This is a genomic window from Rhodococcus sp. NPDC058532 (assembly GCF_042719255.1).
In the GTDB taxonomy this organism is placed as follows: Bacteria; Actinomycetota; Actinomycetes; order Mycobacteriales; family Mycobacteriaceae; genus Rhodococcus_G.
On sequence record NZ_JBHXNU010000001.1, the window covers coordinates 218,188 to 236,006 of the forward strand.

The window sequence follows — 17,819 nt, forward strand, 5'->3', positions numbered from 1 at the left end:
TTCGGTGTCTCAGGAGGCATCATCGAGGCATGACTCTGAAGGCGGAGCGCTGGTACTGGGTGCTGCTGTTCGTCTGGCTGATCCTGTCCGCGCCCGACACGGTTCAGGGGGTGCGGTCCGACGCGTCGGTGTGGGACTGGGTCACGTTCGCGGTTTGGGCGTTCGCGTTGGTCGGATCGGTGACCTTTGCCGTCGTCATCTGGCGCGGGCGTGGCAATGGACCGGCACCCGAGCGGGTGGACCCCGCCACCGTCCCCGTCGAGGATGTGCGGGACGCGGTGGCCTCGGCACCGTCGGCGGTGCGCGCGGTCAAGGCCCTACGTGAACTGCATCCGGGCCTCGGCCTGCTCGACGCCAAGAATCTCGTCGACGCACACGCGCGCCCGCACTGAACGGGCGGTTGCTGGGGTATCGGCCGAGTGGCCGTCCCGGTAACCGCCCGTTCGGCGCTACACCGGCGCACCGGCGCCGCGGAGGGCGTCGGTGACCCGCTCCACCAACACGGCGCGGCGCCTGTAGAGCAGTTCCGCGCCGACGCGGACCACCGTCCAGCCGAGCGCCTCCATCCGCGCCAGACGCTCGATGTCCCAGGCCCTCTGCCTGCGGTCCGTCCAGTGGTGCTCGCCGTCGTACTCGACCAGCACGCGCCACTGCGGCCACCCGATATCGGAGTGCGCGAAGACGAAACCGTCGTCCTCCGCGATGGGGATCTGCGTTGCTGGCCGCGGCAGCCCCGCGTCGACCATGGCCAGCCGGGTGTGGGTTTCCGGCGGCGACTGAGCGCCCCCGTCCACGTCGATGAGGTGTCGACGAAGATTGCGCACTCCCCGCGCACCCGGGTGCCGGTCCGCGACGTCGGCGATCTGCTTGGGTTCGAGGCCGGTGGCGTTGCAGAGCGCGTCGAGCGCGGTGGTCGCGGCGATGCGAGGCAATCTCCGACCGAGGTCGAACCCGGTGCGAGCCGCGGTGGTGACCGGCACGCCCTCGACCACTGTGACCTCGTCTGGGTCCAGGCGGTAGTCGTGGCAGCGCATCCCGGCAGGGGCTCTCCAGTGCCCGTGCCGGACGACCTCCGCTGGCGTGCAGTCGTCGATCCACTTGGTGCCGTGCAGTGCGGCGGCCGAAAACCCTGCCAGCACGCAGTTGGGTCCGGCGAACAGCCAGGCGGCGCGGGCACGGACCGCCGCGGTGACCGGCACCCGGTTGCCGACGTAGACGTCGCGGTAGATGCGGGTGCAGTCGTGGCGCAGCTGATGCTGGGTCAGCTGCCGCGCCGCGACCGCGCGCGAACCGCGAAACGGTGAGTCGTACACCCCCATCGCCCCACCGTGCCGTCCGCCGCACCCGCCGTACAGCCCTGCGCCGTGGCTGTGGACAACTCGAGAACCTGTCCACAGACACCGAACGGGCGGTTACCGGGGCATCGGCCGAGAGGCCCGCCCGGTAACCGCCCGTTCGGCGGAACGAAAATCAGCTCAGGCGCTCGAGCACCATCGCCATGCCCTGGCCGCCGCCGACGCACATGGTCTCGACGCCGAAGGTCTTGTCCTGCTCACGCAGGTTGTTGAGCAGGGTGTTGGTGATCCGGGCACCGGTCATGCCGAACGGGTGGCCGAGGGCGATCGCGCCACCGGAGACGTTGATCTTGTCCTCGTCCAGGTCGAGGGCGCGGGCCGAGCCGAGCACCTGGACCGCGAACGCCTCGTTGATCTCGAACAGGTCGATGTCGGAGACACCCATATTGGCGTAGCCGAGGGCCTTCTTGACCGCCTCGATCGGGCCCAGGCCCATGATCTCGGGGGACAGGCCGGTCGCGGCGGTGGAGACGATGCGCGCGAGCGGGGTCAGGCCAAGGGCCTTCGCCTTGGTGTCGGACATGATGACCAGCGCGGCCGCGCCGTCGTTGAGCGGGCAGGCGTTGCCGGCGGTGACGGTGCCATCGGGGCGGAAGACCGGCTTGAGCTGGCTGATCTTCTCGTAGCTGGTGCCGGCGCGCGGGCCGTCGTCGGTGGAGACGACGGTGCCGTCCGCGAGGGTGACCGGGGTGATCTCATTGGCGAAGAAGCCGCGGTTGATCGCCTCCTCCGCGCGGTTCTGGCTGCGGACGCCCCAGCGGTCCTGGTCCTCGCGGGAGATGCCGGTCAGCGACGCGACGTTCTCGGCGGTCTGGCCCATGCCCAGGTAGACGTCGGGCAGCAGACCCTTCTCGCGCGGGTCGGACCACGCGATGCCGCCCTCGGCCTCCTTGGCGGAGCGCTCCATCGCCTCGGCGTACTTCGGGTTCTTGGTGTTCGGCCAGCCGTCGGCGTTGCCGGTGGTGAAGCTGGACACCGACTCGACGCCGGCGGAGATGAACACGTCGCCCTCACCGGCGCGGATCGCGTGCATCGCCATCCGGGTGGTCTGCAGCGACGAGGAGCAGTAGCGGTTGACGGTCACACCGGGCAGGAAGTCGTAGCCCAGGTTCACGGCGGTGACGCGGCCGATGTTGAAGCCGGACTGGCCGCCCGGCTGACCGCAGCCCATGAGCAGGTCGTCGATCTCGGCGGGGTCGAGCTCGGGGACCTTCGCCAGCGCGGCGGCGACCATCTGCGCGGCCAGATCGTCGGGACGGACGTCCTTCAGCGATCCCTTACCGGCGCGGCCGATCGGCGAGCGCACGGCGGAGACAATGACAGCCTCGGGCATGAGTACTCCTTGCGTTTCTGTGCAGCGGTGAATCCGAACAGGTGAATCCGAACTCGGGTGTGTGGGAATGACGTTACGTTGCCCCGATCGGGCGCATGTCACACAGTCCGGTCAGCGGGCCGAGGACCAGCTGTTGCCGACACCGCGCACTCTGGGACGATGGGGTCATGCGCATCGCGGATCACGTCGTTGACCTCATCGGAAACACCCCCCTGGTGAAGCTGAATTCGGTGGTCTCACCCGGCTCCGGCCTGGTGGCGGCGAAGATTGAGTACCTCAACCCGGGCGGCAGCTCCAAGGACCGGATCGCGGTCAAGATGGTCGACGCGGCCGAGGCGTCCGGGGAGCTGAAGCCGGGCGGCACAATCGTCGAACCGACCTCCGGCAACACCGGGATCGGCCTGGCGCTCGTCGCGCAGCAGCGCGGCTACAAGTGCGTGTTCGTCTGCCCGGACAAGGTCAGCGAGGACAAGCGCAACGTGCTCAAGGCGTACGGCGCCGAGGTCGTGGTCTGCCCGACCGCGGTCGCCCCGGAACACCCGGACAGCTACTACAACGTCTCCGACCGCCTGGTGCAGGAGATCCCCGGCGCCTGGAAGCCGAACCAGTACGCCAACCCGGGCGGCCCGGACAGCCACTACGAGACCACCGGCCCCGAGATCTGGCGCGACACCGACGGCAAGATCACCCACTTCGTCGCCGGCGTCGGCACGGGCGGCACCATCACCGGCACCGGCCGCTACCTCAAGGAGGTCTCCGGCGGGAAGGTGCAGGTCATCGGCGCCGACCCCGAGGGCTCGGTGTACTCCGGCGGCACCGGCAGGCCCTACCTCGTCGAGGGCGTCGGCGAGGACTTCTGGCCCACCGCCTACGACCCGTCCATCCCCGACGAGATCATCGCCGTCTCCGACGCCGACTCGTTCGACATGACCCGTCGCCTCGCCCGCGAGGAGGGCCTGCTGGTCGGCGGATCCTGCGGCATGGCGGTCGTCGCGGCGCTGCGCGTCGCCGAGCGGGACCCGGACGCGGTGGTCGTGGTGCTGCTGCCCGACGGCGGCCGCGGGTACCTGTCGAAGATCTTCAACGACAAGTGGATGGCGTCGTACGGCTTCCTCCGCACCCCGCTCGACGGCAGCACGGCCGCGGAGCCGACCGTCGGGGATGTGCTGCGCGGAAAGTCGGGCGAGCTGCCCGACCTGGTGCACACCCACCCGACCGAGACGCTGCGCGACGCCATCGAGATCCTGCGCGAGTACGGCGTCTCGCAGATGCCGGTGGTCGGGGCCGAGCCGCCGGTGATGGCGGGCGAGGTCGCGGGCAGCGTCACCGAGCGGGAACTGCTCTCCGCGGTGTTCGAGGGCCGCGCGCAGCTCGCGGACCCGGTGTCCAAGCACATGAGCGCGGCGTTCCCGCTGATCGGCTCCGGCGAGCCGGTCAGCGCCGCGACGAAGGCGCTCGGCGACACCGACGCGCTGATGGTCGTCGACGACGGCAAGCCGGTCGGCGTCATCACCCGGCAGGACCTGCTCGGCTTCCTCAGCGCGGGCGCCTGACGCCCGGCTCGCTAGGCTGTCGCCATGAGCGAGCAGCAGCAGGGATTCTCCACCAGGGCCATTCACGCGGGCTTCGATCCGGACCCGCAGACCGGTGCGGTGAACGTGCCGATCTACGCCAGCTCCACGTTCGCGCAGGACGGCGTCGGCGGCATGCGCGGCGGCTTCGAGTACGCGCGGACCGGCAACCCGACCCGGCGTCCGCTCGAGGCGAACCTCGCCGCGATCGAGGGCGGACGCCACGGGCGGGCGTTCTCGTCCGGTATGGCCGCCACCGACTGCCTGCTGCGGTCGGTGCTGCGGCCCGGCGACCACCTGGTGATCCCGAACGACGCCTACGGCGGCACGTTCCGGCTGATCGACAAGGTGTTCACCGAGTGGGGGATCGAGCACACCCCGGCGCCGATGGGCGACCTCGACGCCGTCCGGGCGGCGATCCGCCCCACCACCAAGCTGGTGTGGGTGGAGACCCCGACGAATCCGCTGCTGAACATCGGCGACATCGAGGCGCTGTCCGCGCTCGCGCACGAGGCGGGCGCGAAGATCGTGGTGGACAACACCTTCGCCTCGCCCTACCTGCAGCAGCCGCTCGCGCTCGGCGCGGACGTCGTGCTGCACTCGACCACGAAGTACCTGGGCGGGCATTCCGATGTCGTCGGCGGCGCGTTGGTGACCAGCGACGAGGAACTCGACACCAAGTTCGCGTTCCTGCAGAACGGTGCTGGCGCGGTGCCCGGACCGTTCGACGCCTACCTGACGATGCGCGGCATCAAGACCCTCGCGCTGCGAATGGAACGGCACAGCGACAACGCCGAGAAGATCGTGGACCTGCTCACCGGGCATGCCGCGGTGGAGAAGGTGATCTACCCGGGCCTGGCGTCGCATCCGGGGCACGCGGTCGCGGCACGGCAGATGCGCCGGTTCGGCGGCATGGTGTCGGTGCGGCTCAAGGGCGGTCAGCAGGCCGCGCTCGACTTCTGCTCCCGCACGACGATCTTCACCCTCGCCGAGTCGCTCGGCGGCGTCGAGTCGCTGATCGAACACCCCGGCGCGATGACGCACGCGTCCACCGCCGGCTCCGAACTGGAGGTTCCCGGCGACCTGGTGCGGCTGTCCGTCGGTATCGAGGACGCCTCCGACCTGCTCGCCGACATCGAGCAGGCGCTCGGCTGACGCCTCCCGTCCGCGCGGCGCGCGGGTCCGCCGGATCCGCACGCCGCGCACGAGCGGCGCCGCCGCCTTAGGCTGACGGCGTGCAGCTCGTGACGCCGGCCCGGATCGCGGCGGCGGAGCGTGCCCTCTCCCCGGTGATCCGCCGGACCCCGCTGCTGGACTCTCGGGTGCTGACCGAGCGGACCGGCAGGCCGGTGCGGCTCAAGTGCGAGAACCTCCAGCACACCGGGTCGTTCAAACCCCGCGGCGCCTACAACCGGATGGTGAACCTCACCGACGAGGACCGCGCGGCCGGGGTGGTCGCGGCGAGCGCGGGTAATCATGCGCAGGGGGTGGCGTGGGCGGCGCGGCAACTGGGCGTCGCCGCGACCGTTTTCATGCCCGTCGGCGCGTCGCTCCCGAAACTCGCAGCCACCCGTGCCTACGGTGCCACCGTGCACCTGCGCGGAGACACCGTCGACGAGGCGCTGTCGGCCGCGTTCGACTTCGCCGCGGAGACGGGTGCGGTGCCGATCCACCCGTTCGACCACCCCGACGTCGTCGCCGGGCAGGCGACCGTCGGCCTCGAGATCCTCGACGACTTCCCCGACGTCGGAACGGTGCTGGTCCCCACCGGCGGCGGTGGGTTGCTCGCCGGGGTCGCGGCCGCGATCCGCTCGGCCCGCCCCGACGTCCGCATCGTCGGGGTGCAGGCCGACCAGGCGGCGGCCTGGCCCGCATCCATCGCTGCCGGCGAACCCGTTGCCGCGCAGTCGATGTCGACAATGGCGGACGGGATTGCGGTCGGGTTGCCGGGGCAGGTCCCGTTCGCGCACGTGACGGAGTACGTCGACGAGGTCGCCACCGTCAGCGAGGACGCGCTCTCCCACGCGCTGCTGCTGTGCATGGAGCGCGCGAAACTGATCGTCGAACCCGCGGGGGCGGCCGCGGTCGCGGCGCTCGGCGGCGATGGTCCGCGCCTGGACGGGCCGGTGTGCGCGATCCTGTCCGGCGGCAACATCGACCCGCTGCTGCTCACCCACGTCATCACTCACGGACTGCGCGCCGCGGGCCGCTACCTCGCCATGCGGGTGCGGATCCCGGACCGGCCCGGTGGTCTCGCGGGCCTGCTGTCGGTGGTCGGCGGCACCGGGGCGAGCGTGGTCGACGTCGTGCACGCGCGGACCGGCCGCGACCTCGGCCTCGATGAGGTGGAGGTCCTGCTGACCGTGGAGACCCGGGGTCGCGAGCACCGCGACGGCGTCCTCGCCGCCATCCGGTCCGCCGGCTTCACCGCGAGGGTCCAGGAGTAGGCGTGGCGCGCGCGGACGGCCGATTCCGGGTATCCGGTACCGCACGTTCCGGACAATCTGAAGGCTGTCTAAGAGTTCGCTCGAAATGCGCCGGATCTCACACCGTGCACCATACGGTGATGCGAGTCACAGATCAGGGGGCGGCCGCGGTGCCGATGCACCTCGGTCGACGTAGGGAGGATGCGAATGCCGGTTGATCCATCGGCGGTCATTGTGGCCGTTGCCACGGCACTGGGCGGATTGGTGCAGGGTGCCGACCTGCCCGCCCCGGTCAAGGAGCAGGCGACGGCCGCCATCGAGTCGTTCCAGGCCACCTCGCCAACGGCGAGTCAACAGGTCGACGACGTGATCGGGTTGCTGCCCGCACCGATGCAGGGGCAGGCGCGGCAGGCCGTCGAGGACGCGTCCACCGCGGCCGTCGACGCCCTCGACCCGTACCTCCCGCCGCCGCCCCCCGCCCCGGAACCCGAGCCGGCTCCCGCGCCGCCCCCGCCGCCCGTTATCGCCCCGCAGGCGCCCCGTGCGGACGCGCGCGGCGCCGACGTCTCGAGTGTCCCGTTCGGCGGCGACCTGTCCCGCGCGGTGTCCTCGCTCGACGCGGCGTTCCCCGGCGGCAACATCGCACCGATCGGGTCGATCGCCGTGTTCGTGCCCTGGTTCACCAAGGCGGGCGAGATCTGCGACGGCATCAGCGCGCCGATCCTCGCCGCGCTGTACAACGCGGAGAACGGGTTCCGGTACGGCCCGACCGCCCCGGTGTCCCGCACCGGCGCCCGCGGCCCCGGCCAGTTCATGCCGGGCACCTGGGAGACGTGGGGCAAGGACGCCGATGGAGACGGCACCGTCGACATCCTCGGCGTCGCGGACCCGGTGATGGCGTCCGGAAACATGCTGTGCAGCATGTACGGGCAGATCGACGAGTGGAAGCGGCAGGGCCTCGTCGAGGGGGGCACCCTGGACCTGACCCTCGCCGGATACAACGCGGGCATCGGGGCGGTCCGACGTGCGGGTGGAATGCCCAGCGGCGCATACGACTACGAGCATCAGACCAAGCCGTACGTGAAGAAGATCCGGGAATCGGAGCCGGTGTTCGCGGCGATCCTGGCCCCGCTCAGCGGGTCCGACGGCACCATCGGTGGCCGGGTTGTCGAGGCGGCGCTGCGGTACCTCGGCCTGCCGTACGTGTGGGGCGGCGGCAACATCAACGGCCCCTCCGGCGGCGGCTTCGACTGCTCCGGCCTGACGTCGTACGCGATGTACTCGGCCACCGGCGACACCCTCACCCTGCCGCGGACCTCGGAGACGCAATGGAACATCGGCACCGAGATCCCGATGGACGCCGCCCGCCCCGGCGACCTGGTGTTCGGGAACTGGCAGTCCGGCGGCCCCGGCCACGTCGGCATCTACATGGGTAACGGGCAGATGGTGCACGCCCCGCAGACCGGCGACGTGGTCAAGGTCGGCCCGGTCTTCGACGGCATGAAGGCCCGCCGCATCGTCTAGCTGCGCTGCGCGCCTGTGCGCGAGTTTCACCCCGACCGGGGGGAAGTTCGCGCACAGTTCCATATGCTGGGCGGGTGCCCGACGACCTGCTGATCGCGCGGAATCCCGACCCGGACTCGACGCTGCCGTACCTGGTTCGAATTCCGCTTGGTCCGAACGGGATCGTGGTGAAGGCGCGGTCGACGTGGCCGCGCGAGTCGAAGGTGTACTGTCACCGCGCCGACGCCTGGCCGGTGGACGCCGAGATCCTCGAACGGCACCAGGTGCGGTCCTGCACCCGCCGCGGACCCGCGATCGACCTGGTGCTCACCCGCGCAAGGGAGAACCGGTCGCAGCTGGTGCTCACCCGGGCCCGCGGGCGGGAGATGATCTTCTGGCAGTCGCCGCGCACCACCAAGCAGGCCCGGCCCGCAGTGACGGTCCCGACCGCGCGCGCCCACGGCAGGGTCCTCGACATCGTCGTCGACACCGGCGAGAAGTACGCCTACTCTTTCGGCCACCAGCAGGCCGCGACCACGCGGCGCCGCCTCGCCGCCGGTGACTACGCCGTCGAGCTCGACGGGGAGGTGGTCGCCGCGGTGGAGCGGAAGTCGTTGGCGGACCTGGCGTCCAGCCTGCTGTCCGGGAAGCTGACCTACGCGGCGGCGGAACTGTCGGCGCTGCCGCGGGCGGCGATCGTCGTCGAGGACAGGTACAGCAGGCTGTTCACGCTCGAGCACGCGCCGGGTGCGGCGGCCGCGGAGGCACTCGCCGAACTGCAGGCGCGGTTCCCGACCGTCCCGGTCGCGTTCTGCGAGACCCGAAAGTTGGCGCAGGAGTGGACGTACCGGTGGCTCGGCGCCTGCCTCGCCGAGCTGGAGGTGTCGGCGGCCACCAGCCGGGTCGAGCAGACGTTCGCGCCCGGCGCGCCGGTCCCCGTCGCCGAGCCGACCCCGGCCGAGATCCGGCGGTGGGCGCGCGAACAGGGGATCGCGGTGTCGGACAAGGGACGCATCCCCGCCGCCGTCACCCGCGACTTCCTCGCCGCGCGGTCCCGGCCGTCGCGGGCGCCTACGATCGAGGGGTGATCGCGAAACCAGAGCCGAGTTCCCCCGCCGTCGACGCCGCCCTCGCGGTGCTGCGCGCGCACGGACCGTTGACGTCCGAGGACTGGGCGGAGATGTTGGCCGACGCCGGGCACGGACCCGCGCCGGAGCTGCTGGAGACGGTCGAACTGCTCGACGACCCCAGCCTCGTGGTCCTCGTCGACGGCCGCCGCGCCCTGATCGACACCCTGCTCGAGGGTCGGGTGTTCACGCATCGGGTCGGCGACCGGGAGATCGCCTCGGGCCTGCTGCACGCCGAACCCGACCTTGCGCCGCTGGTCCTGTCGGTGGTCGCGGCCGAGGACGGCCCGGTGCGGGCGCTGTTCCCCGACTACGACGCCGACGAACTCGACGCGCTCGGCGTCGCGGACGCGGACCTGCCCGACGGCGCGGTCCTGCACGTCGGCACCGATGCCCTGCGCGGGTTCTCCGACGGCGACGTGCTCGCGGTGCGGGTGCGCGGCGGCGCGCTCGCCCTGTCGGCCGTCGACGGCGCCCTCGAGCCCGCCGACCTGCGCGCGGCATTCGACCGCGTCATCGGGGAGGACAACGCGGACAACCTCGAGACCGTCGTCTGGCAGCTGCTCGCCGACGATGCCGACCTCTTCGTTCGGCCGACGGTGCCGCTCGGCGAGCTGATCGATGCCGCGGGCTACGACCGTGAGGGCAGCTACCTTGCGGCGCACGGATTCGATTTCGCCGCACACCATTTCGCGTCGCATATCGCGATGGTGGCCCGCGAGAACGACCTTCATCCCGACGAGGTGAACGCGGTGATCTCGTTCGTCGACCTGGTTGCCGAGGTCACCGTCGACGGCCTCGACCTCGACGCAGCCACGCTGCGGGTCGCGTCTGATCCGGAAGCCTTTGCCGGACTGGAGGACCCGGCGGCGGCCGGCGCAGCGCTGGACGTGGTCGGCGGGTTCGAGGAGGACCAGATGCCCGCGCTGTACACGGCGGCGCTGGCGATCGCGGACCGGGCGCCGCGGCGGGTGAAGGCGTCCGGGCACTGGCTCGCGGGCATGGCCGCGGACTCGCTCGGCGACGTCCGTGAGGCGGAACGCCACTTCGAGGACGCCGCCGCGATGAACGAGGAGTGGACGCCCGCGCTGTTCGAGCTCGCGCAGATCGCGTCCGACCGCGGGGACGCGCAGCGGGGGCTGTCGCTGCTCAGCCGCATCGACGGCGGCGACACCGAGCGGCTACACGCGGTGCTGCAGCGCTTCGCCCCCGCCGACCATCCCGAGCTCGGCCGGAACGACCGGTGCTGGTGCGGATCGGGCCGCAAGTACAAGGTGTGCCACCTCGGGAAGACGGACGCCACCCTCGACGACCGCGCGCACTGGCTGTACGAGAAGGCCGCCCTCTACGCCCAGTCGACGTCGCTGTTCGACCTGGTGTTCGCGCTCGCGGACCTGCGCGCCGACGGCCTGGACGGGGAGGACGCGGCCGCGCGGGCGTTCGAGGATCCGCTGGTGCTCGACGCCGCGTTGTTCGAGGGAGGCCTGTTCGCGCTGTTCGTTGCGCGGCGCGGGATGCTGCTGCCCGCCGACGAACTCGACCTCGCGGGCCGCTGGCTGCTGGCGCGACGGTCGGTGCACGAGGTGGTCGCCGCGGACGGTGCGGCGGCGACCCTGCGGGACCTGCGCACCGGCGAATCGGTCGACGTGACGTGCGCGCAGCCGCTAGCGGTCGGTGACGTCGTGTGCGCCCGCGTGGTGCCGACGGGCGAGCGAACCCAGATCCTCGGCGGCGCCGTTCCGGTGCCCGCGTCCCGCCGCGACGACCTGCTCGCGGTGCTGTCCGCCGACACCGTCGAACCGGAGGATGTGATCGCCCGGTTGGCGGACATCTGAGCGGTGTGGCCGTCTGGATCCTGGCTACGATCGACCGGTGACAGATCAGGCCGATCCCATTGCCGACGCCGTACTCGACCTGCTCCGCGCCAGCGGGCCGTTGACCGTCGATGAGCTTGCCGGCCTTCTCGAAGAGGAGGGGCTCGGTGACTGGGATGAGTTGTGGGACGACATCTACAACCTCGATCACGCGGCGGTGGGATACCTGCCGGGAGAGCGGTACGTGGCGATCGATTCGTTGTTCGCGGGGCGGGTCCTGACGCACCGGCTCAGCGAGTCGGAGATCGCGTCCGGGATCCTCGCCGCAAATCCGGACCTGACGTCGATGACGTTGATCCTCGACGGGGGCCCTGCGGACAGCGACTTCCGCACCGTGATTGCGCCGTTCGACCGCACGTTGTTCGCCGCACGGGGTGTCGATGTGGACCTGTTCGGGGACCAGGAGGGACTGCTGGTCCCGGTGGAGGCGCTGTCGGGGTGCCAGCCCGGCGATCTCGTCGCGCTCACCATCGTGGACGGCGCGCCGCGACTGCAATCTGTGGACGGGGATCCGGCTCCGCCACCGGACCTGGACGCCCTGCTCGCCGCGGTGGTTCCGGACGGGAGGATGGACCAGTTGGGTAGCGTTATCTGGCAGCTGCTATCCGCGCATCCGACGCTGTTCAGGTCTCCGACGCTACCGTTGGGGGAACTACTGGCCACCACGGGATACGACGTGGACGGCGACTACATCGCGGTCGCGGGCTTCGACTTCGCCGCCGCTCGCCGACAGACGTCGGAGGGGCTCCTGGCGCGCGCGTTTGGTCTGGATGGGTCCGGCGAGGACGGTGACCGGATCGACGGGGACGCCAACACGACCGATCCGTCGCCGGGGGTGTCGGCGTTCCTCGACCTGGCCCGGGCGGGTGAGCGGGACGCGACGAGCGGCGGCGATTATGCGGCGGGCGTGCTTGCCGACCTCGCGGATTCCCTCGCCGAACTGGTCGATCCGGCCGTCGCGACGAGTGCGGTCTACGACGCGATCCACGACCTGGGCTTGTCGCCGGAGGCGTTGCGCCGCGCGGGAATCGCCCTGCGGGACCGGGGGCCCCGCCGGGCTGCGGTCGCTGCGCACTGGATCATCGGTCGCGCAGCGGAATTCGGCGGTGATTCCGTTGAAGCCGAACGGCACTACGAGCGCGCGACCATGATTGATCCGGAGTGGAGTCCGGCGCTGGAGGACCTGATCGAGCTGGCGTCCGACCGTGGCGACGCGGTCCGAGCCCTCGCCATGATCCACCGGACGGACGCGATGCTGGACGATCCGCTGCACGACCTCCTGCACGACTTCGAGCCGGTCGAGCATCCCGGGCTCGGTCGAAACGGCAAGTGCTGGTGCGGGTCCGGACGAAAGTACAAGGTGTGTCACCTCGGAAGGACCGACTTCCCGCTCGACCGGCGGGCCCGTTGGTTGTACGAGAAGGCCGTCGCGTTCGCGTTCGGGATGGAGTGGGGTGCGCTGCTGATCGGATTGGCGTCGAGTCGGACACGGTCCGCCGAGCCAGCGGCACTGTTCGAGGCCATGCGCGACCCCCTCGTCGTCGACGTCGGACTCGTCGAAGGTGGTCTGCTGGAACAGTTCCTGCGGCGCCGCGGTGCACTGCTCCCCGCCGACGAGCTGCTCCTCGCGCAGCAGTGGCTGGCTACTCCCCGGTCCGTGTACGAGGTCGACGAGGTGCGGGTTGGGAAGGGAATGACGCTGCGCGACCTGCGCACCGGTGACCGTGTCGACGTCGAGGAGCGTCTCGGCAGCACCCAGGTGAAGACCGGGCACCTGATCGTCGCCCGGGCGGTGTCGACCGGAATCGGGATGCAGATTTTCGGGGGAATCGAGCCAATCACCCTCGCGCAGCGCGGACGCGCGATCGACCTGGTCGGGCGCGAGGACACCGATCCGGACGAGCTGATGATGCTACTGTCCGAACGCTTCGAGCCGGTGCGGGTCGTGACCGGGGAAGGCACGGCGATGGTGGCCTGCAGTGCCACGGTCGAACTCGCGGACACGACGTTGGTGCGTCGCAAGCTCAGCCGCCGGTTCGGCGCCGCCGACGGCGACAGCTGGACGTGGCTGGATGGCACCCGGGTGCTCGGCACCCTGTCCCTCGACACCACCGTCGAGCCGTGGCGGTTGACGGTGGAGACGATGAGCGAGGAACGGTTCGAGGAGTTGCTCGACCGGGTGCAAGACGTCGACCCGGGCATGACCGTCGTCGACGACACCCGGACACCGGCCGCCGATCTCGTCGCCGGTCCTCGGCCCGCGCTGCCGCCCGCCCCCGACGATCCGGAGACCGCGGCGATGCTCGACGAGTTTGTCCGCGGCTACGAGACCCGGTGGCTCGACGACGCGATTCCCGCGCTGGACGGCGTCACACCCCGGCAGGCGGCCACCGACCCGACCCGCCGCGACGACCTAATCCGCTTGCTCGCCTCGTTCCCGCAGGAGGAGCGTCCCGGGGCGATGAGCGTGCGGCGGCTGCGGGAGGCGTTGGGGTTGTGACGACCGTCGAGTGGTATCAGAGCGGTATCATCGCTCCATGAGCATGACGCTGCGACTCACGGCCGAGCAGGACGAGCTGCTCAGCGAACTGGCGCGGTCAGAGGGCGTCAGCAAACAGGAAGCCGTGATTCGCGCCATCGCCGAGCGGGCGGCTCGACTCACCCAGGACAGTGAGGTGCGCACGGCCGCGCGAGCCGCGGTCGCCGAGTACGGCCCGCTGCTCGACCGGCTGTCGAAGTGACCCGATACCTGTCGACCGAGGACCTCCTGGCGATCTGCGAGGAACTCGGCGGACTCCTGGTGCGTGACGTCGGGCTCCTCGACGCCGCCGCGCACCGCCCGGCCTCGACGGTGTTCGGTGACGACGCCTATCCCGACGTGCACACCAAGGCCGCCGCGCTGGTGCAGTCGATCGTGCGCAATCACGCACTCGTCGACGGCAACAAGCGCCTGTGCTGGGTCGCCGCCTACGTCTTCTACGCACTGAACGGTCTGCATCTCGACGCCCCCGAGGATTCCGCCTATGACCTCGTCATCGACGCATCTACCGGGGCCGTTGACCTCGACACGATTGCGGCCACATTGACCGGGTGGACCACGGCCCTCGACGGATGACACCGGGTCACCGTCCCGGCGCGGATTCCTGCTCGGCGAGCGCGCGCCGCGACTCCTCGTGCAGCACCTCCAGCAGTTCCTGTTCCAGCGCGACGAATTCGGGTGCGGTGACGATCGACAGGTCGCGGGGCCGCGGCAGGTCGACGCGCACCTCGCGCCGCACCGTCGCTGGCCGGGCGGACAGCACGACCACCCGGTCGGAGAGGTAGACGGCCTCGCGGATGTCGTGGGTGATCATCAGGACCATCCACCGGTACCGCTGCCACACCTGCTGCAGCCATGCCTGCATCTCGGTGCGGGTCAGCGAGTCCAGCGCACCGAACGGCTCGTCGAGCAGCAGCAGTTCCCGATCCTGGACGACGGTCCGCAGCAGCGCCGCCCGCTGCCGCATGCCGCCGGACAGCTGCGCAGGCCGGGCGTCCTCGAAGCCAGCGAGCCCGAAGGTGGGGAACAGCTCCCTGGCGCGGCGCCGCGCCTCCGCGGTCGGCACACCCTGCACCTGCAGGCCGAGGATCGTGTTGTCGAGGACGGTGCGCCACGGGAACAGCAGGTCCTGCTGCGGCATGTACGCGCAGTGCGCGGTGCCGGGGCCGAAGTCGATGCTGCCCGCATCGGGGGAGTCCAGCCCGGCCAGCATCGCGAACACGGTGCTCTTGCCGCAGCCGCTCGGGCCGATCACGGAGACGAATTCACCCGGCTCCGCGGTGAACGACACCCCGCCGAGGACCTGTCGGTCGGGCCGCCGTCCGGGCTGCGGGAACGACCGGGTGAGGCCGTCGACGACCAGGCGGCCACCGCGCCGCTCACCCATGGCGCGCCCGACCCTCGGCGCGGGCCCACGGCGCGACGACGCGTTCGGCGGCGAACGTCAGCAGGTACAGCGTGATGCTGATCAGCGCGGTCACCAGCACCGCCGCCAGCACCAGGTCGGTGCGGAAGGAATTCTTCTGCAGGCTCATGTAGATGCCGAGACCCTCGCTGGCGCCGACGTATTCGGCGAACACCGCACCGACGACGGCGTAGGTGATCCCGATCCGCAGCGCGGTGAAGAACCGGGGCAGCGCCGACGGCAGCCGCACGTACCGGAACACCTGCCGCCGCGACGCACCCATGCTGCGCAGCAGCGCACCCGCCTCCCGGTCGGCCGCGGCGAACCCCTCGATCAGGCCGATCGCCATCGGGAAGAACGTGACCAGCGCGATGACGAGCACCTTCGGCAGCAGCCCGAAGCCGAACCAGATGATCATCAGCGGGGCGATCGCGATGATCGGCAGGGTCTGGGAGGCAACGAACAGCGGCACGAACGCGCGCCGCAGCCACGGCGAGAAGTCCACCACGATCGCCAGCGCCCAGGCCAGCACCAGCGACACCGCGAACCCGATCAGCGTCACCTGCAGGGTCGCCGCGGCGTGCACCCCGATCTCATCCCGATGCGCCCAGCCCTGCCGGACCACCCGCAGCGGGGACGGCAGCAGCTGCGGACGGATCCCACTGACCTGGACGTACAGCTGCCAGACGGCGACGAGCACGGCCACCGTCACCACCGCAGGCAACGCCAACGGGCTTCTGCGTGCGGTGGGGCTACGGGGCGCCGAGGTAGTCATTGGTGAAGTACGTCGACCAGTCCGGTTCGGTGGTCAGCGGCGCGCCGTCCGGCCCGGTGAGCAGGCCGTTGCGGTACAGGAAACTCGAGTTCCCCGCCCACTGCTCCAACGTCTGGGTGCCGACCCGCCCGTCGGCGTCCTTCATGTACTGCCCGGCCAGCATCCGCTGGCTCTCGACCACCAGCTGCGGGTCGTTGAAGGCACCCGGGTTGGCGTCGATCAGGTCCCGGGCCGCCTCGTCCGGGTGGTCCGCGGCGAACTGGTAGCCGCGCTGCAGCGCCTGCACGAACCTCGCTGCCTCGTCCGGGTTGGCGCTGAGCCAGTCCTCGTTCCCGTCGACGACGATCGCGTACGCGTCCGGGAACCCGAAGTCGGTGTAGCGGAAGTACTTCATCGGGGTCCCGCGGCGCTCGGCCTCGATGCCCTCCCAGGCGAGGTAGGAGACGGTGAAGTCGGCCTGGCCGGAGTAGACCGCCTCGTAGGCGGAGGTGCCGAGGGTGACGGACGTGAACTCGCCGGTGCCGCCATCGTTTCGGATCACCTGCTGCAGGGTTTCCTTCTCGCCCGGCTCGCCGAACCCGGCGTAGGTGGTGCCGTCCAGGTCCTTCGGGCTGGTGATGTCCGCGCGGTCGGCCTTGACGCCGATCCCGGTCGCCCAGTGCTGCAGCGGGGCGAGCACCGACACCGTGTGCGCGCCGGAGGCCCGGGAGAAGGTCGACGAATCATGGGTGCTGATCCCGAATTCGGCGTTCCCGGCGTCGATCACGGTGTCGACGGCGGTGTTGGTGTACGGCAGGATCTCGACGTCCAGACCGGCGTCCGCGAAGTAGCCGCGCTGCTGCGCGACGTACAGCCCGGTGTGGTTGGTGTTCGGTGTCCAGTCCAGCGCGAACCGGATGGTCCCGTCCGACCCCGAATCGCTGCCGCAGGCCGCGAGGAGCGTCGACGTCAGTGCGGCGGCGACGATCCCGGTCAGCGCGCGGATCATGCGGCCCGTCACGACAGCGGCCAGGACTGCGGGTGCAGCGCGGTGTCCCAGAACATCAGCTCGTACCGGGTCGCGACGGTGAAGGCGGTGACCATCGCGGCCCGGTCGGCGTCGGTCGCGGCGGCGGCCGCGGCGTCGACGAGGGCGCGGGCCGCGGCGGCGGACTCCTGGAACTCGGGGGCGTCGTAGGTGGACACCCACTGCGCGTAGGGGTGTCCGGGGTCGGCGGCGAGCACCTTCGCCGCGCGGGCCGCGAGGTCCCGGCCGACCTCGGCGTAGATCCAGAAGCACGGCAGCACCGCGGCGGCGCCGACCGCGTACGGTTCGGTCGCGGCGGCCGCGATCAGGTACGACACGTACCCCAGGCAGGCGGACGAGTGTTCCGGCTCGTCGTCCCGCGGCGGAAGGACGTGCAGCAGGTCCTCGTGCAGCGCGGACTCGACGGCGGCCGCGCTGGCGGCCGAGTTCGCCCAGAACGCGGCGGTCTGCGGGTCCGGCGCCTTGGACGCGAGGATCGCCAGCGCCTTCGCGTAGCCGATCAGGTACAGCGAATCCTGCTCGATGTAGGTGCGGAACACCGCCAGCGGCAGCGTGCCGTCGCCGAGTCGGTGCAGGAACTCGAGGTCGTCGATCGCGACCCGCAGCGCCTTCGTCTCGTCCCACAGGTGGTCGGTGAAGCGGTCCGTGGTGGTGGCATGCGTCAACACAGCCATGACATCCCTTCGTCAGCATTACCTGGACAGGTTCTCGGGTCTCATCTCAGCCCCGCAGTCGCGGAGCACCCCGTGTCAGAACACCGTCGACGGTAGCAGGTCGGTCTGCGCCGGCCCGGCGGTTGCCGGACCGTCGGCCGAGAGCCGCACCCGACAACCGCCCGTTCGCGTCCGGTCGGCGACGCCGCGGGGTGCGTCGCCTACGATCAC

At 70.9% G+C, this 17,819-nt stretch carries 16 protein-coding genes and 1 riboswitch; of the genes, 10 read left to right on the forward strand and 6 right to left on the reverse strand.

Annotated elements, in window-relative coordinates:
* Positions 1 to 29 precede the first annotated feature (29 nt).
* Positions 30 to 392, forward strand: a complete 363-nt coding sequence (locus ACFWQG_RS00995; protein WP_378505701.1) for a hypothetical protein — start codon at positions 30 to 32, stop codon at positions 390 to 392.
* Positions 393 to 449: 57 nt separating this feature from the next.
* On the opposite strand, the gene ACFWQG_RS01000 is transcribed toward ACFWQG_RS00995, so the two are convergent.
* Both ACFWQG_RS01000 and ACFWQG_RS01005 read right to left on the reverse strand, forming a co-directional pair.
* Complete coding sequence (locus tag ACFWQG_RS01000; RefSeq protein WP_378505702.1) at positions 450 to 1,319, reverse strand: hypothetical protein; 870 nt, start codon at positions 1,317 to 1,319, stop codon at positions 450 to 452.
* Between the two features lie 151 nt (positions 1,320 to 1,470).
* A complete protein-coding gene (locus ACFWQG_RS01005) occupies positions 1,471 to 2,688 on the reverse strand; it encodes an acetyl-CoA C-acetyltransferase (protein WP_378505703.1) in 1,218 nt (405 codons plus the stop codon).
* A gap of 167 nt (positions 2,689 to 2,855) precedes the next feature.
* Here ACFWQG_RS01005 and ACFWQG_RS01010 point away from each other — a divergent pair, with 167 nt between their 5' ends.
* The 9 genes from ACFWQG_RS01010 to ACFWQG_RS01050 all read left to right on the forward strand — a co-directional run bounded on the left by ACFWQG_RS01010 (position 2,856) and on the right by ACFWQG_RS01050 (position 14,304).
* Entirely contained in the window at positions 2,856 to 4,241 is a 1,386-nt protein-coding gene (locus ACFWQG_RS01010; protein ID WP_378505704.1) for a cystathionine beta-synthase, read from the forward strand.
* A 24-nt stretch (positions 4,242 to 4,265) separates the two neighbouring features.
* Positions 4,266 to 5,414, forward strand: a complete 1,149-nt coding sequence (locus ACFWQG_RS01015; protein ID WP_378505705.1) for a cystathionine gamma-synthase — start codon at positions 4,266 to 4,268, stop codon at positions 5,412 to 5,414.
* 89 nt (positions 5,415 to 5,503) lie between these two features.
* Positions 5,504 to 6,706, forward strand: a complete 1,203-nt coding sequence (ilvA, locus tag ACFWQG_RS01020) for a threonine ammonia-lyase (protein WP_378506033.1) — start codon at positions 5,504 to 5,506, stop codon at positions 6,704 to 6,706.
* A gap of 186 nt (positions 6,707 to 6,892) precedes the next feature.
* Positions 6,893 to 8,209, forward strand: coding sequence for an NlpC/P60 family protein (locus ACFWQG_RS01025; protein ID WP_378505706.1), 1,317 nt, complete (start codon positions 6,893 to 6,895; stop codon positions 8,207 to 8,209).
* Positions 8,210 to 8,283: 74 nt separating this feature from the next.
* Positions 8,284 to 9,276: a histone-like nucleoid-structuring protein Lsr2 gene (locus tag ACFWQG_RS01030; protein WP_378505707.1), complete on the forward strand. Its 993-nt coding sequence runs from the start codon at positions 8,284 to 8,286 to the stop codon at positions 9,274 to 9,276.
* Positions 9,273 to 11,150 (forward strand): SEC-C metal-binding domain-containing protein, encoded by a 1,878-nt coding sequence (locus tag ACFWQG_RS01035; RefSeq protein WP_378505708.1) that lies wholly within the window; start codon positions 9,273 to 9,275, stop codon positions 11,148 to 11,150. The genes ACFWQG_RS01030 and ACFWQG_RS01035 overlap by 4 nt, the downstream gene beginning before the upstream one ends.
* A gap of 37 nt (positions 11,151 to 11,187) precedes the next feature.
* The gene (locus ACFWQG_RS01040; RefSeq protein ID WP_378505709.1) at positions 11,188 to 13,689 is read left to right on the forward strand and encodes a YecA family protein; all 2,502 of its coding nucleotides are present in this window, start codon (positions 11,188 to 11,190) and stop codon (positions 13,687 to 13,689) included.
* A 37-nt stretch (positions 13,690 to 13,726) separates the two neighbouring features.
* Entirely contained in the window at positions 13,727 to 13,930 is a 204-nt protein-coding gene (locus ACFWQG_RS01045) for a ribbon-helix-helix protein, CopG family (RefSeq protein ID WP_378505710.1), read from the forward strand.
* A complete protein-coding gene (locus ACFWQG_RS01050) occupies positions 13,927 to 14,304 on the forward strand; it encodes a type II toxin-antitoxin system death-on-curing family toxin (RefSeq protein ID WP_378505711.1) in 378 nt (125 codons plus the stop codon). The genes ACFWQG_RS01045 and ACFWQG_RS01050 overlap by 4 nt, the downstream gene beginning before the upstream one ends.
* Before the next feature lie 7 nt (positions 14,305 to 14,311).
* Here the strand turns inward: ACFWQG_RS01050 and ACFWQG_RS01055 are convergent, their stop codons facing one another.
* The 4 genes from ACFWQG_RS01055 to ACFWQG_RS01070 form a co-directional block, all read right to left on the reverse strand.
* The gene (locus tag ACFWQG_RS01055; protein WP_378505712.1) at positions 14,312 to 15,115 is read right to left on the reverse strand and encodes an ABC transporter ATP-binding protein; all 804 of its coding nucleotides are present in this window, start codon (positions 15,113 to 15,115) and stop codon (positions 14,312 to 14,314) included.
* Positions 15,108 to 15,908: an ABC transporter permease gene (locus ACFWQG_RS01060; protein ID WP_378505713.1), complete on the reverse strand. Its 801-nt coding sequence runs from the start codon at positions 15,906 to 15,908 to the stop codon at positions 15,108 to 15,110. The genes ACFWQG_RS01055 and ACFWQG_RS01060 overlap by 8 nt, the downstream gene beginning before the upstream one ends.
* Positions 15,886 to 16,896 carry an ABC transporter substrate-binding protein gene (locus tag ACFWQG_RS01065; protein ID WP_378506034.1) on the reverse strand — a complete coding sequence of 337 codons (1,011 nt, stop codon included), beginning with the start codon at positions 16,894 to 16,896 and terminating at the stop codon, positions 15,886 to 15,888. The genes ACFWQG_RS01060 and ACFWQG_RS01065 overlap by 23 nt, the downstream gene beginning before the upstream one ends.
* Before the next feature lie 8 nt (positions 16,897 to 16,904).
* On the reverse strand, positions 16,905 to 17,609 hold the full coding sequence (locus ACFWQG_RS01070; RefSeq protein WP_378505714.1) for a TenA family protein: 705 nt from the start codon (positions 17,607 to 17,609) through the stop codon (positions 16,905 to 16,907).
* A riboswitch (TPP riboswitch) is annotated at positions 17,597 to 17,692 on the reverse strand. Its footprint overlaps the gene before it by 13 nt.
* Positions 17,693 to 17,819: the final 127 nt, after the last annotated feature.